General features: G+C 65.8%; 14 protein-coding genes. 8 read left to right on the top strand and 6 right to left on the bottom strand.

The features are described 5' to 3' along the window. The first annotated feature begins 29 nt into the window (after window positions 1–29). The 6 genes from ACFWCF_RS12055 to ACFWCF_RS12030 are packed head-to-tail and all read left to right on the top strand — an operon-like array spanning window position 30 to window position 5,706. Window positions 30–1,079: an acyl-CoA dehydrogenase family protein gene (locus ACFWCF_RS12055; protein WP_378489073.1), complete on the top strand. Its 1,050-nt coding sequence runs from the start codon at window positions 30–32 to the stop codon at window positions 1,077–1,079. Continuing rightward, window positions 1,064–2,215, top strand: coding sequence for an acyl-CoA dehydrogenase family protein (locus tag ACFWCF_RS12050; RefSeq protein WP_378489072.1), 1,152 nt, complete (start codon window positions 1,064–1,066; stop codon window positions 2,213–2,215). Before ACFWCF_RS12055 ends, ACFWCF_RS12050 begins: the two co-directional genes overlap by 16 nt. 14 nt (window positions 2,216–2,229) lie before the next feature. Further along, window positions 2,230–3,234 (top strand): bifunctional MaoC family dehydratase N-terminal/OB-fold nucleic acid binding domain-containing protein, encoded by a 1,005-nt coding sequence (locus ACFWCF_RS12045; protein WP_378561267.1) that lies wholly within the window; start codon window positions 2,230–2,232, stop codon window positions 3,232–3,234. Next, on the top strand, window positions 3,231–3,656 hold the full coding sequence (locus tag ACFWCF_RS12040; RefSeq protein WP_378489070.1) for a MaoC family dehydratase: 426 nt from the start codon (window positions 3,231–3,233) through the stop codon (window positions 3,654–3,656). Before ACFWCF_RS12045 ends, ACFWCF_RS12040 begins: the two co-directional genes overlap by 4 nt. Then, complete coding sequence (locus ACFWCF_RS12035; RefSeq protein ID WP_378561264.1) at window positions 3,653–4,825, top strand: lipid-transfer protein; 1,173 nt, start codon at window positions 3,653–3,655, stop codon at window positions 4,823–4,825. The genes ACFWCF_RS12040 and ACFWCF_RS12035 overlap by 4 nt, the downstream gene beginning before the upstream one ends. 44 nt (window positions 4,826–4,869) lie before the next feature. Further along, window positions 4,870–5,706 carry a mycofactocin-coupled SDR family oxidoreductase gene (locus ACFWCF_RS12030; protein WP_378489068.1) on the top strand — a complete coding sequence of 279 codons (837 nt, stop codon included), beginning with the start codon at window positions 4,870–4,872 and terminating at the stop codon, window positions 5,704–5,706. Here ACFWCF_RS12030 and ACFWCF_RS12025 read toward each other — a convergent pair. Then, on the bottom strand, window positions 5,696–7,324 hold the full coding sequence (locus ACFWCF_RS12025) for an MFS transporter (RefSeq protein ID WP_378561260.1): 1,629 nt from the start codon (window positions 7,322–7,324) through the stop codon (window positions 5,696–5,698). The genes ACFWCF_RS12030 and ACFWCF_RS12025 overlap by 11 nt on opposite strands. Before the next feature lie 155 nt (window positions 7,325–7,479). On the opposite strand from ACFWCF_RS12025, the gene ACFWCF_RS12020 reads away from it, so the two are divergent. Further along, window positions 7,480–8,439: an ATP-binding cassette domain-containing protein gene (locus tag ACFWCF_RS12020; protein WP_378489066.1), complete on the top strand. Its 960-nt coding sequence runs from the start codon at window positions 7,480–7,482 to the stop codon at window positions 8,437–8,439. Between the two features lie 11 nt (window positions 8,440–8,450). Then, window positions 8,451–9,239 (top strand): ABC transporter permease, encoded by a 789-nt coding sequence (locus tag ACFWCF_RS12015; RefSeq protein WP_378489129.1) that lies wholly within the window; start codon window positions 8,451–8,453, stop codon window positions 9,237–9,239. Window positions 9,240–9,243: 4 nt separating this feature from the next. Here the strand turns inward: ACFWCF_RS12015 and ACFWCF_RS12010 are convergent, their stop codons facing one another. The 5 genes from ACFWCF_RS12010 to ACFWCF_RS11990 form a co-directional block, all read right to left on the bottom strand. Further along, the gene (locus ACFWCF_RS12010) at window positions 9,244–10,290 is read right to left on the bottom strand and encodes an alpha/beta hydrolase (protein ID WP_378489065.1); all 1,047 of its coding nucleotides are present in this window, start codon (window positions 10,288–10,290) and stop codon (window positions 9,244–9,246) included. Window positions 10,291–10,418: 128 nt separating this feature from the next. After that, window positions 10,419–12,164: a cholesterol oxidase substrate-binding domain-containing protein gene (locus tag ACFWCF_RS12005; protein ID WP_378489064.1), complete on the bottom strand. Its 1,746-nt coding sequence runs from the start codon at window positions 12,162–12,164 to the stop codon at window positions 10,419–10,421. A 28-nt stretch (window positions 12,165–12,192) separates the two neighbouring features. Further along, complete coding sequence (locus tag ACFWCF_RS12000; protein ID WP_378561256.1) at window positions 12,193–13,053, bottom strand: MaoC/PaaZ C-terminal domain-containing protein; 861 nt, start codon at window positions 13,051–13,053, stop codon at window positions 12,193–12,195. 52 nt (window positions 13,054–13,105) lie between these two features. Continuing rightward, complete coding sequence (gene kstD, locus ACFWCF_RS11995) at window positions 13,106–14,821, bottom strand: 3-oxosteroid 1-dehydrogenase (protein WP_378561253.1); 1,716 nt, start codon at window positions 14,819–14,821, stop codon at window positions 13,106–13,108. A 92-nt stretch (window positions 14,822–14,913) separates the two neighbouring features. Then, a complete protein-coding gene (locus ACFWCF_RS11990; protein WP_378561250.1) occupies window positions 14,914–15,285 on the bottom strand; it encodes a hypothetical protein in 372 nt (123 codons plus the stop codon).

The raw sequence follows: 15,285 nt of genomic DNA, 5'->3' as shown, positions 1-15,285 counted from the left end.
GAACACGTTCTAACTAGAAGGTGGTTACGGTGGATTTCGCACGTGACGAGACGCAGGAGGAAGTGGCCGGAGTCGCCGCCGACCTGCTCGGTCGGGGTCTCGACTCCGACGAACTGTGGACCGCGCTCGCCGGTGCGGATCTGCTCTCCCTGGCATTACCCGAACGGCTCGGCGGTTCCGGACTCGGAGTTGCCGAGGCGCTCACCGTCCTGACCGAGGTCGGCCGTACGGCGGCTCTGATCCCGGCGCTGCCCACCATCGGATTCGGTGTGCTGCCGGTCCTTGCGCTCGCCACCGACGAGCAGCAGGACGAACTGCTCAGCGGGGTCGCCGCCGGTGGTGTCCTCACCGCGGCGCTCGCAGAGCCGAGCCGTCCCTTCCCGCAGACACCCGCTGCGACGGCCGTCGAGGTCGACGGCGGTGTCGCGGTCACGGGGTCGTTCGTTGCGGTTCCCTACGCGGACCGGGCGCGCAGCATCCTCGTGCCCACCGCTGCCGGTGTCGTCGCTGTGGCTCCCGACGCCGACGGGGTGACCCTGCGGGAAAGCCCCACGTCGGCGCACACCCCCGAATTCTCCGTCCGGCTCGACTCTGCGGTCGGAATCCGGCTCGGCGCAGGGGCCGAGCCGGCATCCGACGTCGAAACCCTGTACCGCCTGGCGACCACCGCGATTGCCGCATACTCGGACGGCCTGCTCACCGGCGCCACCGAACTCACCGCGAAGCACCTGAGTGAACGCCAGCAGTTCGGCAAGCCGCTCGCCGCCTTCCAGGCCGTCGCGCAGCAGATCGCCGACGTGTACGTCACCACCCGCACCCTGCATGTAGCGGCCCTGTCGACCATCTGGCGGGTCTCCGAGGGACTCGACGCCGCAGACGACCTCGACGTCGCCGCGTACTGGATCGCCGCGGAACTTCTCCCGGCGATGCGCGTGCTGCACCACTTGCACGGCGGCATCGGCGTCGACGAAACCTATCCGATGCACAGGTATTCGTCGTCCGCCAAGGATATTGCGCGGCTGCTCGGCGGCGCTTCGTACCGACTCGACCTCGTGGGGGCCCGGTGTTCATCGAACTGACCGAAGACCAGCGCGCGCTGCAGAACGAACTGCGCAGCTACTTCTCCAACCTCATCTCGCCCGAAGAAGCCGAGATCATGCGGATCGAGCGGCACGGCCCCACCTACCGTGACGTGATCCGTCGCATGGGCAAGGACCGGTGGCTCGGCGTCGGCTGGCCCGTCGAATTCGGCGGACACGGCTTCGGCGACGTCGAACAGCAGATCTTCGCCAACGAAGCCGTCCGCGCCGACGTGCCGCTGCCCAGCGTCACGCTGCAGACCGTCGGCCCCACCCTGCAGGTCTACGGCACCGACGAGCAGAAGCAGAAGTTCCTGCCCTCGATCCTCGCCGGCGAAGTCCACTTCGCCATCGGATACTCCGAACCCGAAGCAGGCACCGACCTCGCTGCGCTGCGGACCACCGCCGTCCGCGACGGCGACGAGTACGTGATCAACGGCCAGAAGATCTTCACCACCGGCGGGCACGACGCCGACTACATCTGGCTCGCCGCCCGCACCGGAACCGCGGACTCGAGGCACCGCGGCATCTCCGTCTTCATCGTCGACACCAGCGACCCCGGATTCAGCTGGACGCCCATCATCACCGCCGACGGTGCCCACCACATCAACGCCACGTACTACAGCGATGTGCGGGTGCCCGCGAGCATGCTCGTGGGCGAGGAGAACAAGGGCTGGCGCCTGATCACGACCCAGCTCAACCATGAGCGCGTCATGCTCGGACCGGCAGGGAAGGTCGCGGGGATCTACGAGCACCTGCTCGACTGGGTGCGCGAGCACAAGCTCACCGACGAACCCGACGTGCGCCGTGCTCTCGGCGAAATCCACGCGACGTACCGGCTCAACGAACTGCTCAACTGGCAGGTCGCCTCGAGCGATGGTGACGCCGTCGATATCGCCGACGCATCTGCGACCAAGGTCTTCGCCACCGAACGCATCCAGCGGGTCGGCATGCTCGCCGAAGAGATCGTCGGACGACACGGCGACCCCGCCGATCCCGATACCGGCACGTTGCTCAGCTGGCTCGACATGCAGGCCAAGCGGAACGTGGTCATCACCTTCGGTGGCGGCGTCAACGAGGTGATGCGGGAACTGATCGCAACGGCCGGCCTCGGGATGCCCCGGGTGCCGCGATGACGGAGGCGAACACCATGAGCACGCCCGAAGAAATCCTCGCGTCCGCCGACGGTGTTCGTGCCGACGGGCCGTCCGCCCCGCGCGCGGGACGCGACCCCGTCAACCTGCCGATGATCCGCAACTGGGTCGAGGCGATCGGCGACGTCAACCCCATCTACACCGACGAATCCGCGGCGATCGCGGCCGGACACGGCGGCCTCGTCGCGCCCCCCGCGATGGCACAGGTGTGGACGATGCGCGGCCTCGGCGCCGAACGTGAGAAGGACGATCCGCTCGGCCGGATGACCAACATCCTCGACGAGGCGGGTTACACGTCGGTGGTCGCAACCAACTGCGACCAGATCTACCACCGGTACCTTCGCCCCGGCGAAGAGGTGACGATCGAGTCCACGCTCGAGGACGTCGTCGGTCCCAAGAAGACCGGACTCGGTGAGGGATGGTTCTTCACCACCCGCAACATCTGGAAGGTCGGCGACGAGGCGGTCGCCGAGATGATCTTCCGCATCCTGAAGTTCGCACCTCCGGCGGCGGAGAGCGATGACCGAATGTCACCTTCGGCCACAGCGCAGTCGGTCCCGGACGATCTCGACCCCACCCGTATGCTGCGCCCGTCCGCGTCGCACGACACGAAGTTCTTCTGGGACGGTGTCGCCGAGCACGAACTGCGCATCCAGCGTCGCCCCGACGGCTCACTGCAGCACCCTCCGGTGCCCGCACTGTGGCTCGACAAGGACGAGACGACCGATTACGTCGTCTCGTCGGGTCGCGGCACCGTCTTCAGCTTCGTGGTGCACCACGCACCGAAGGCGCCCGGACGCCAACTGCCGTTCGTGGTCGCCCTGGTGGAGCTCGACGGGGAACGAGTCCGCATGCTCGGCGAGCTGCGCGGTGTGGACCCGGCCGACGTGAAGATCGGAATGCCCGTCCAGGCAACCTATCTCGATTTCCCCGGCGACGACGAGACCGGCGGAATCCCCTGGACTCTCTACGCTTGGCAGCCCCGTGAGGAGGACGCGTGAGCACATCCACGACGACGGTGGGGGAGAAGCTCCCGCCCTTGTCCGTCCACGGCGACCCGACCTTCGTCATCTCGACGGCGTTGGCCACGAGGGACTTCCAGGACGTCCACCACGACCGCGATCTTGCACAGCAGCGCGGTTCGAAGGACATCTTCGTCAACATCCTCACCGACACCGGACTCGTCCAGCGGTATCTGACCGACTGGGCAGGGCCGCGCGCCGTCGTCAAGTCGATCTCATTGCGCCTCGGCGTTCCGTGGTACGCCTACGACACGCTCACGCTGAACGGCACCGTCGCTGACATCGCAGACGACGGCGTCATCACCGTCGACATCGTGGGTAGCAACTCGCTCGGCAACCACATCGTCGCGAAAGCCACGTTCCTCGCAGGCGAGGGCACATCCGAAGGAGGAACCGCATGAGCGGGCTGTCGCGTAAGGCTGCGATCGCCGGAATCGGCGCGACCGATTTCTCCAAGGACTCCGGGCGCAGCGAACTGCGCCTCGCCGCTGAAGCAGTGACCGATGCCCTCGACGACGCAGGACTCACACCGGCCGACGTCGACGGACTGGTCTCCTTCACGATGGACACCAACACCGAAGTCGCGGTCGCGCGATCGGTCGGTATCCCGAGCCTGAAGTTCTTCTCCCGCATCCACTACGGCGGCGGGGCTGCGGCCGCGACGGTGCAACAGGCCGCGATGGCCGTCGCGACCGGTGTCGCCGACGTCGTCGTCGCCTACCGCGCGTTCAACGAACGCTCCGGTGCCCGCTACGGGCAAGTCAACAGTGCTCTTGCAACGCAGGTGAATTCGTCGGGTACCGACAATGCGTTCTCATACCCGCACGGCCTGAGCACCCCGGCTTCGTTCGTCGCGATGACCGCGCAGCGCTACATGCACGTCACGGGCGCCACCAGCGCGGATTTCGGTGCCGTCGCTGTCGCCGACCGCAAACACGCGGCGACGAACCCCAAGGCGTTCTTCCACGGTAAGCCGATCACCATCGAAGACCACCAGAACTCACGCTGGATCGCCGAGCCGCTGCATCTCCTCGACTGCTGCCAGGAATCGGATGGTGGTGTGGCACTGGTGATCACGACGCCCGAGCGTGCCAAGGATCTGAAGCAGACGCCGGCGATCATCACGGCGGCCGCGCAGGGCAGCGGTCCGGATCAATACATCATGACGAGCTACTACCGGGATGGCCTGACCGGCCTGCCCGAGATGGGTATCGTCGGCAATCAGCTGTGGGACCAGTCGGGGCTCACTCCGCAGGACGTGCAGACCGCGGTGCTCTACGACCACTTCACCCCGTACGTGCTGATGCAACTCGAGGAGCTCGGCTTCTGCAAACCCGGCGAAGCGAAGGATTTCATCGCCGACGGCGGAATCGAACTCGGCGGGCACCTGCCGCTCAACACCCACGGCGGCCAGCTCGGTGAGGCCTACATCCACGGCATGAACGGCATCGCCGAGGGCGTCCGTCAGATTCGCGGATCATCCGTGAACCAGGTGGATTCCGTGGAGAATGTGCTCGTCACCGCGGGCACCGGTGTCCCGACATCAGGTCTGATGCTGTCGCGGTCCTGACCGGTCGCGCGTCCGGTAGTCACCCAACAGAGAAGGGCACGTACATGAGCAACTTCGAGGGCAAGGTCGCGTTCGTCACGGGAGCCGCACGCGGCCAGGGGCGTTCGCACGCATTGGCATTCGCGGAGGCGGGGGCGAACCTCGTCCTGTGCGACCGCTGCGAGGATTCACCCGTCGTGCGGTACCCGCTCGCCACCGAGGACGACCTCGCCGAGACCGTGCGTCTGGCCGAAGCTGCCGGTGCGAAGGTCATCTCGGAGAAGCTCGACACCGCAGATCGCGCAGCGATGGACGGTCTCGTCGCACGCGCCCACGACGAGTTCGGTCGCATCGACATCGCGGTCGCCAACGCCGGGGTGTCGACGGCCGCGCCGGTCCAGTCGATGCCGCAGGCCATGTGGGACGAGACGATCTCGTCGAACCTGACCGGTGTATTCAATACGATCGCGGCCGTCGCGCCCGGCATGATCGAACGCGGCTACGGACGCATCGTGACGATCTCGTCGATGCTCGGGCGCGCCGGCAACACCAACATGGTCGCCTACGGTGCATCCAAGTGGGGCGTCATCGGCCTGACCAAGAGTGCTGCACTGGATCTCGCGCAGAAGGGGATCACCGTCAACGCGATCGCGCCCGGCAACATCTCCACACCGATGATCCACAACGATGCGCTCTACGGCATGCTCCGCCCCGACCTGGAGAACCCCACCGCCGACGACGTCGCACCGGTCTTCACGTCGCTGCACGCCCAGCCTGTGCCGTGGCTCGAGCCCGAAGAGATCACTCGCGCAGTGCTGTTCTTCTGCGACGAGGCTGCCGCGCACATCAGCGGCACCGTGCTTCCGATCGATGCGGGAAACGCCGCGCGCGTTACGGGTTAGCGACTTCGGGACCGGTGCCGACGGCTCGCGTCGGCAGCCGGCCCGTACAGAACAGTGCCGCGACCGCGAGCAGTGCGGTCACACCGAATGCCACCTGCAGAGCTTCGAGGCGCGCGTCGCTGTTGACGGCGACGACGGCGTCGCGGGTCGGTTCGTCCAAGCCCGCGGCGTCCAAAGCGCCATCGAGTTCGGTGTTCGACAGGAACGGCACGCCCTGGGCGATCTGCGTGGTCGCCTGTTCCTGAACGGTTGCCGGGATCTCCGGGTTGTCTGCGATCCCCGCGCCCACCGACGTGGAGAGGGTGGCAATCAGGATCGATCCGATCAGCGCCGTACCGAGCGATGCGCCGAGGTTGGTGGCGGTGTTCTGGACGCCGCCGACCTCGGCGCTCTGCGATTCCGGGACCGCGGAAACCGTGATCGCTCCCAACTGCGATGACAATGCCCCGAGCCCCGACCCCATGAACAACATCGGGATCGCGACGACGGCTGCCGTGGCACCGGGGTCCATTCCTGCGGTGAGAATCACGATTCCTACGATCATCGACGCGAGACCGATCCGCACCACCCGTCGCGGATTCGCGTGGGGCCATAGTTTGGGGATACCCGCCGCTGCGAGGACGAGTGCGATCGAAAGCGGGAGGATTCGTACACCAGTCTCGAGTGCGCTCAACTCCAGCACCACGGACAGGAAGAGCGGCACCGAGAAGAAGACCCCGGCCTGGACTGCGAACTGCGCGAAGAACATCGTGAGTCCGCCGGTGAGCTGACGGTTCTCGAACAATGCCGGATCGATGAGTGGGTCGCGGCCTTTCCTGACCAGCGAATGCTGCCGTCGCATGAACACATAGAGGACCAGCAGCCCGCCGAGAATCAGCCAGATCACCGGAGACACCCCGATGATCTCGGGGCCGGAGGGAGTGGCGATCACCCAGCCCCATTCACTCGACCGCAGAACGCCGTACACGATCGTCGCCAGCCCCAGCATCGACATGATCGCGCTGGGCACATCGAGCGACACCGGCGACGGCGGCACGTCCCGCACCCGCCGCAGTACCAGCAGGATCAGTGCCACCACGACGACCTCGCCGAAGAACACGTATCGCCACGACGCGAAGGTCGTCACCGCCCCTCCGAGCAAGGGCCCGACGGCGACGGCCATCGCGCCGGCCGCTGCGACGAGTCCGTACGCTGCTGCCCGTCGTTCCGGTGGGAAGTTGGCGGCGACGAGCGACACGATCGCAGGCATGATCAGCGCCGCGCCGATGCCCTCGAGCAGACTCCACCCCACCAGAAGGATCAGCAGATTCGGGGCGAGCCCGGTGACGAGCGAGCCGACACCGTAGATCACGAGGCCGATGCCGAATGCTCGTCGTCGTCCGAGTGCGGTACCGATCTTGCCGCCGGTGATCATCAGAGACGCCATCACCAGCGTGTACAGGGTGATTGCCGTCTGGATTCCAGTGATCGTCGTGTCCAGATCCTGCGCGACCGTCGCCATCGACACGTTCATCACCGAACTGTCGAGCGTCATCAGAAATTGTCCCGACGCCAACACGGTCAGGACGAGCGTCGAGCCGGAACGCACTTCCGGACCTGATCTACGACTCGTGCTCATAGTCGAACCGGCTTCCGATTCCAGAAGTGAACCGCGCAGTACAGACAAAGTACAACAGCTCGGAGCCGGCAATCACGAGACTGCAAAATCGGTCGCACCCTGTCGGTGCCCTGGTGCACACTGGGCGAGCAACCCACATCCAGCGGGAGAAACTCATGGCCGATGCCATTGTTGTCGAAGGATTGATCAAGCGGTTCGGGGAGCTCATCGCGCTCGACGGGATCGATCTTCGTGTTCCGGAGGGGACGGTCACGGCGCTGCTCGGCCCCAACGGTGCGGGGAAGACCACGGCTGTTCGCGTCCTGACGACATTGCTGGCCCCCGACGGTGGCCGCGCCGAGGTCGCCGGTTTCGATGTCGTCTCCGACGCTGCAGCGCTGCGCACCCAGATCGGTGCGTCGGGTCAGTACGCCGCGGTCGACGAATACCTCACCGGGTACGAGAATCTCGAAATGGTCGGGCGTCTCTATCATCTCGGTGCCAAACGAAGTCGTGAGCGGGCACGCGAGTTGCTCGGCCAGTTCGACCTCGTCGAGGCGGGCGATCGCCCGGTGAAGACCTACTCGGGTGGTATGCGTCGCCGGCTCGACCTTGCGGGTGCGTTGGTCGCCGAACCGCCCGTGTTGTTCCTGGACGAGCCCACCACGGGCCTCGACCCCCGCGCCCGACTCGGCCTGTGGGACATCATCGAGAAGCTCGTCGAACGCGGCACCACCTTGCTGCTCACCACGCAGTACATGGACGAGGCGGAGCGGCTCGCCGATCGGATCGTCGTGATCGATCGGGGCACCATCATCGCGCGGGGTACCGCCGACGAGCTCAAGTCGCTCGTCGGTGGTGAACGCATCGAGCTACTGGTTCCCGATGGCGGGCAGGTCGAGACCGCACGTGAGGCTCTGGCGGGGCTTGCTGCCGGAGAGATACGCGTCGAAGCGGGTCGCGTGATCGTGCCGGCCACCGGCGGCACCGAACTCCTCGTCGCGGCACTCGGTCGGGTCGCCGAGGCCGGGGTTCGGGTCACCGACGTCACGCTGCGTCGGCCCACTCTCGACGACGTGTTTCTCACCCTGACGGGCCACGAGGCGGCGGAGAAGATCGAGGAGACGGCAAAGTGAACACTCTGCAGATGACCGCATCCGACGGTCTGACCATCGCCAAACGCAACGTCATCAAGATCAAGCGCGTGCCCGATCTGATCGTCTTCACAACCCTGTCGCCGATCATGTTCGTGCTGTTGTTCGCGTACGTGTTCGGCAGCGCAATCCAGATTCCGGGCACGTCGTACCGCGAGTTTCTCATCGCGGGTGTCTTCACCCAGACCGTGATCTTCGGCGCCACGTGGACGGGCCTCGGCATGGTCGAAGACCTTCAGAAGGGCATCATCGACCGATTCCGGACGCTGCCGATGGCACCGTCCGCGGTGCTGATCGGCCGTACCTCCACCGACGTGCTCATCAACATCGTGAGCTTGGTGGTCATGTCGCTGACCGGACTGGTCGTCGGCTGGCGTATCAATTCGTCGCCGCTGGAGGCGCTCGCCGGTTATGTGCTCCTGTTGCTGTTCGCGTATGCCCTGTCGTGGCTGATGGCGGTGGTGGGGATGTGGATCCGTACGCCCGAGGTGTTCAACAACGCGAGCTTCATGGTGATCTTCCCGCTGTCGTTCATCGCCAACACGTTCGTCGACACGTCGCAGATGCCGACCGTGCTGCGTACGTTCGCCGAGTGGAACCCGGTGTCGGCGGTGACCCAGGCGGTCCGTGAACTGTTCGGCAACACCAATCCGATGATGCCGGTACCCGACGTCTGGCCCTTGCAGAACCCCATCATCGCGTCACTGCTGTGGACCGCGTTGATGCTGCTCGTATTCGTGCCGTTCGCAATCCGTCGCTACAAGAAGGCGGTCAGTCGCTGAGACATCACGCTCCGCGCTGCGCAGCCCATCCGTTGATGGCGGTCGCGAACTCGGTCGACGCGGGCAGCAGCGCCGGGCCGTCTGCAATGCCGGCAGGCAGGGGGCCGAGTTCTTCGAGGCTGTGATTGGCCGTCGTGAAGTGCCCGAACTGCAGATCGGTGTGCTCAAGTGAGGCCCGCAGCGGCTCGATCTGATCGCAGGTGATGTTGAGGTCCTTGTCGGAGCAGGTCAGCAGGACCGGGGTGTCGGACGGCAGTGATGCGGCGAGCTCCGGCGGATTCAGTGCGTCGGCCTCGGCCAGGAACGTCGCGTTGTACGCGTTGAAGCCGAACTGCACCATGATCGGGCTCAGGTCTTCCGGGACGGTGCCGGTGCTGCGAAGAGAATCGACGGCACGGGGAATGTCGTTGCGCAGCGCCTCGGCGTCGGCGTCGGCGAGTTGCCCCGAATTCGCGATCGACTCGAGCTGGCCGCGCAGCAGATCGAGGTAGCGCATCGACAACGGTGCCAGCAAGCCGTATCCCTCGCCGACTCCGCGCTGCGCGAGTGCGAGCGTGGTCAGGCCGCCCTCGCTGTGGCCGAGCACGAGGATGTCGTCGGCCGCGAAGCCGGTGCGCTCGGAGAGCAGTGCGGCAGCTGCCTGAGCGTGGTCGACCTGATCGGTGAACCCGTACACGTTGCCGGACTCGGGCGCGTACGACCCGAGCCCGGTGGCACCCGCACCGATCTTGTCGAACCGCAGGCTCGCGATCCCGTGTGCGGCGAGCGACTCGGAGACACGAAGCAGGGTGTCGGCCACCATCATCGGAGCCTGGTTGCCGTTGCGATCGGTGACCCCACTGCCTGGCAGCAGTAGCGCGGCACCCTTGACGTCGCCCTCGGGGGTGCGCAGGCTTCCGTGGAAGGTGGTTCCGGAAGCGTCGAACGTGACGTCGGTATCGGAGCCCGCAGGCGCGATGACGGACCCCGTGTCGGGCAGTGCAGACGCAGTACCTGTGAACGTCGCACCGCCCGCCACTACGAGTAGGGGAATCGCTGCTGCACCGATCACACGCCGAAGGCTTCGCATAATTGCGAACCCTAACAAACCTCGCGAACCCTCACCATTTCCGAGCGAATGTATCACTCGTCTCATCAGATAGAGCCAGGGATACATTCGCTCGGAATAGTCGGGTGGGTTCAGGGGAGCAGGCGGTCGATGAAGGTGTTGCTGTATACCCGGTGGGGATCGAACCGGTTGTACACCGCTCGCGCGGTATCCCAATTCTCATCCGCCGGAACACCTTCACGATAAGTGTCGGGAAGGCCTTGGGTGATGATCTGCTCATCCGTGTACGGCAGTTCGGGTCCGAATGCCCAGCCCTTCGACCACTCGGGGCGGAACGTCGAATCGCCGCCGTTGTAGCGCTGGCGCATCCACTGTTCCATCTCGCGGTAGAACGCGAACATTCCGGGCGTACCCGGAACACCGAGCACGTTCAGCCAGATCGCGGTGTCCCACTCGGGCTTGTCCGGACGCGGGCGCGTCGCGGAGATGGTCGGCGGGCCCGCCGACGGAACACGTACATCGGATGGCTGATCCAGTCCGCAGCATCGGATTTCGACGGGACCGTTGAGCGGGTACTGGCCGATCCCGCGGTAGTGCTCGATCCGCTCGTTGAACCACTGCGCGAAATCGTGGACGACGTTGGCGATGTTCGCGCGGTTGGTCAGGACCGCCCCGCCGCCCTCGGTCAGACGCAGCGTTGTCGCCTTGATGTAGAACTGCAGGTCTTTGGACCAGCCCCAGATGTCGGTCGACGCCGTCGCTGCGAGGCCCGCGACGGTCACACCGTAGTAGGTCTGACCGAAAGCCGGTGCAACCTGAGGGTTTCCCGCCGTCATCTGCCCGAGCAGGTCGGTGATCGGTTCGGGAACGTTGTCGGAGAACGGGTAGTTGTACGGGCCCGTGACCTCGCGCGACTCAGCGGGCTTCTCGGGTGCGAGCGACCACACCTTCATCCATGGTTTGTCGGTGAACGGGTACCAGATGGCCTCTGCGCGTCCCGTGCTGCTGACGAACGACTCGAATGTCCGACCAGAAGCGCCTGCGGGGGCGAATATTTCTCTCCAGTCGATGTCGGTGTAGCTCTGGCACCGCATGCGGTAGTTGGGGCCGACCTGGAGCGTGACCGACGTCAGGAATGTCCTGCCCAGGTGAGTGAGGAGCGCGGTGATGTCGGGATCTGCGCGGGTGAAGGTGCGCAGCGCGTACTTGTTGCCGTCCCAGACGACCGCGGTGAGTTCGGTGACGAGATTGCTCAACGACCCGAAGGTGTGCCCGGGAACGCGTTTTTCACCGTCGGCCGGTAGGGCCGCTCCGTGAGCGTTGACGGCGAGCGATCCGGCGATCGTCAGCACGCCCGGAGCGGGCAGGTTCGCGAATCCCAGACCGTGGGCCTGCAATGCCGAGGTGATCGCGTCGAGCGTCGCGCCGGGGCCTGCAGTGACGGTGGCCGGGTCGCCGCCCGGGTTCACGCTCACCGAATTCAGATGGAGCATGGTGTCGGCGAGGATCACCCGGTCGACCGGAGCACCGTTGACGATAGTCAACGGCGTCCAGCCGTGCATCGCTCCCCGCGGCCGGATGGTGTATCCGTTCTCGTGGGCCCAATTCGTCAGCCGCACCACGTCGTCGGCGTTGTTCGGCGCGCATGTCCAGATCGAGTCCAGCATGATCTCTTTGGACCAGTTCTGGTACGCCTGCTGGTACAGATCGATGCCGTCGGGAAACGACGGCGGCGCAGGGAGCGTTGCGTCGGAGGACCCGAACGGAATCGCATGCGCCGGAGTCCAGCCGCCGACAGCGGTCGCGGCCAGAGCGCCTGCACCGGCAGCGAGGAAACCCCGCCGGGAGAGACGCGGTGCGGAATCTCGAATTGTCATATCGGCTACAACTTTCCGGGAGGGGGAGTTATGCGACGGTGAGCACCACATCGGCCAGGGCGGGCGCAAGGTCTCGTTCCGCAACGGCGACGGTTGCGAGGAGTCGGTTCTCGATCTTCCAGACCCGCACGCGCAGTGTCTCGCCCGGAAATACGACACCGGCGAACTTGGCGCGGAAGCCCGCGACACGTGTCGCGTCGGAATCGAGGAGATGGTCGGTGATCGACTTACACACCGTGCCGTAGGTGCACAGGCCGTGGAGGATCGGTGCCGGGAATCCAGCGGCCTTCGCGAAATCGGGATCCGAATGCAGAGGGTTGCGGTCGCCGCACAGGCGGTACAGGAGCGCCTGCTGCGGCAAGGTCGGAACATCGAACTCGGCGTCTGGTGCGCGATCGGGCAGCTCGACGGATCCCGACGGTCCACGCTCACCGCCGAAGCCGCCTTCCCCGCGCGCGAAGATCGACGAACGTGCGGTCCACAGGGGGTTCCCGTCGAGATCCTCGGTGACGGATTCCTGCACGATGACCGCGGCTTTGCCCTTGTCCCACACCTCGGCGATACGAGTGGTGGTGCGGCCCTTGCCGGATGCCGGGATGGGCGCGTGGACCGCGACCTCCTGGCTGCCGTGCACGACCTTCGCGAGGTCGATCTCGACACCGGGGAAGGAAACCTTCGGAGGTTCCGTGTCGTGGAATGTCGCCGCCACCGTTGCGAACGTGGGGAGCACCTGGGGATCACCGTCGCGCAGGTAGCGAAGCTCACCGGCATCGGTGGGGCGGGCGCCCGCACCGAGTCCGAGGTTGTAGAGCTGGACGTCGCTGCTCGTCCACGAGAATTCTTGGACGGGGAGCGTTGCACCGAGGGCAACGGAGGGATCGATGGGCACGGGGGTCCTTTCTTCACTACCGGGCCGTGCTTCGGCGCCGGACAGGCGCAGGCTATGTGCGGTCGGCGGTGTCCACGACGGGCTCGTCGGCCGATCGGTTTTCGTCCCTGCGGAGAATGTCGAGGACGGCCAGGTAGCCGAAGGTCATCGCGGGTCCGATGGTGGCGCCCGGGCCGGCGTAGGTGTGGCCCATCACGGGGGAGCTGACATTGCCGGTCGCGTACAGGGCGTCGATGACCGTGCCGTCCTCTTTCAGGACGCGGGCATCGACATCGGTGACGAGACCACCCTTGGTTCCGAGGTCTCCCGGAACCACCTTGATTGCGTAGTAGGGCGCTTTGCCGATCACCGCGAGGCTGGGGTTGGGCTTGTTGCGGGGGTCGCCGTAGTAGTGGTCGTACTTCGACTCGCCACGGCCGAAATCCTCGTCCTTGCCGGAACGAGCGAAACCGTTGAAGCGCTCGACGGTTTCGGTGAGGGCGGACGCCGGAACACCGATCTTCTCGGCGAGTTCGCTGACCGTGTCGGCCTTGACGATCACCCCCGCCTTGAACCATCGCTTCGGGAACGGTTGCCCGGGCGTGATGCCGGCGAAGGTGTACCGGTTGCGGTAGCGCTGGTCGAGGACCAGCCAGGCCGGAATGTTCTCGCCCGGTCCGTCGCCGCGCCCGTTCTTCCCGCCGTACATGGCATGGGTGGCCTCGACATACGGTGCGGATTCGTTGACGAACCGCTTCCCGGCGCTGTTGACCATCATGCAGCCCGGCAGGCTGCGTTCGGACAATGCGAACCACGGGCCGCCGGTGAGCGGAAACGATGGCCCCCACCAGGCGTCGTCCATGAAATCGACCGCACCGCCGACCGCCTGGCCGGCACGGATACCGTCGCCGGTGTTGGCCTTCGCGCCCACCGTCCACTCGGTACCGATCGGCTGACGCTGGTACTGCGCACGCATCTCCGCGTTGTGTTCGAAGCCGCCCGTAGCGAGAATGACGCCCTTGCGCGCGTGGATGGTCCGTTCCTCGCCGCCGGATTCGACGCGCACTCCGCGCACGACCCCGTCTTCGATGACGAGATCGGTCAGGGCGGTGTCGAGCAAGAGGGGGACACCGGCGTCGCGAAGGCCGATGCGCAATCCGGCCATCAGGGCCTGACCGCGGACCAGCAGGTTCTTCTTGGTGATCTTGGCCCACACGAACCGCGCGCCGACCTTCGCTGCGCGCAGCGGGCCGCGCGGGTTGCGCATCAGCAGGTTGAGCCACTTGTAGTCGGCCTGGGTGATGACGAAGTTCGGTGGTGCCTTGACGTAGTCGGGTTCGAGGAGTTTCAGGTCGTCGCCGAGGCGATTGCCGTCGAACGGCTTCGGTTCCACCGAGCGGCCACCGGCTCGCCCGCCGGGCGCTTCGGGGTAGTAGTCGGAATATCCCGGTACCCAGTCGAGTTCGAGTGCGCTGTTCTTCTGGATGAACGACAGCATTTCGGGGCCGCGGTCGATGTAGGTGTCGATCCGTTCGGCGGGGACGACGTCGCCGATGATGCTGTGCAGGTAGGTGCGTGCCGCTTCCGGGGTGTCGTCGACACCGGCTGCTTTCAGGGCGTCGTTGTTGGGAATCCATACGCCGCCACCGGAGCGTGCGCTCGAGCCGCCGTAGTGGGGTGCCTTCTCGATCAGGACGACACTTGCGCCCTGGCGGGCAGCGGTGATCGCGGCGGTCATGCCGCCGGCGCCGCTGCCGACGACGACGATGTCGTACTCCTGAATTGTCATGTAGAACACGTTATAGAATGAGACCGCACCGAGTCCATCTTTTGTCTGCAGACAGCGGTTTCGGATCCCCGCTCGAGGACGGAAAACACGTTTCAGTGCTGTTCGGCGGAAGCATTGCCGGGCACCGGAACCGAGCCGTCAATGACGGCCTGTTCGATGCTGTCACGTAGATTCGGGCAGCCCTCACGCGGTGTGATCGACGTGCCCATGCCTGCGGCGTCGGCGCGGAGGACCGGGCACACGGCGCTCGGGTCGTCGCGCCACTGCACGCTCGTGTGTCGGTAGCTGTTCTTGCGCACGAGAACACACGTGCCGCACTCGCGACACGTGACTTCGTGGAGGCCCGAGTCGAGATAGTTGATCTTGTCTATTGCGGTCTGGGCGGCGATGGCCTCGACCCGGTCGGGGCGATCGGCGAAATTCGGGGACTTCGCCCATTTGGCTTCTCGGGTCGAGGCGTTCAC

It is taken from the genome of Rhodococcus sp. NPDC060090 (genome assembly GCF_042729855.1).
In the GTDB taxonomy this organism is placed as follows: domain Bacteria; phylum Actinomycetota; class Actinomycetes; order Mycobacteriales; family Mycobacteriaceae; genus Rhodococcus.
Note: the sequence above shows the minus strand (reverse complement) of the source record. Positions and strands in the feature narration are given on the sequence as shown.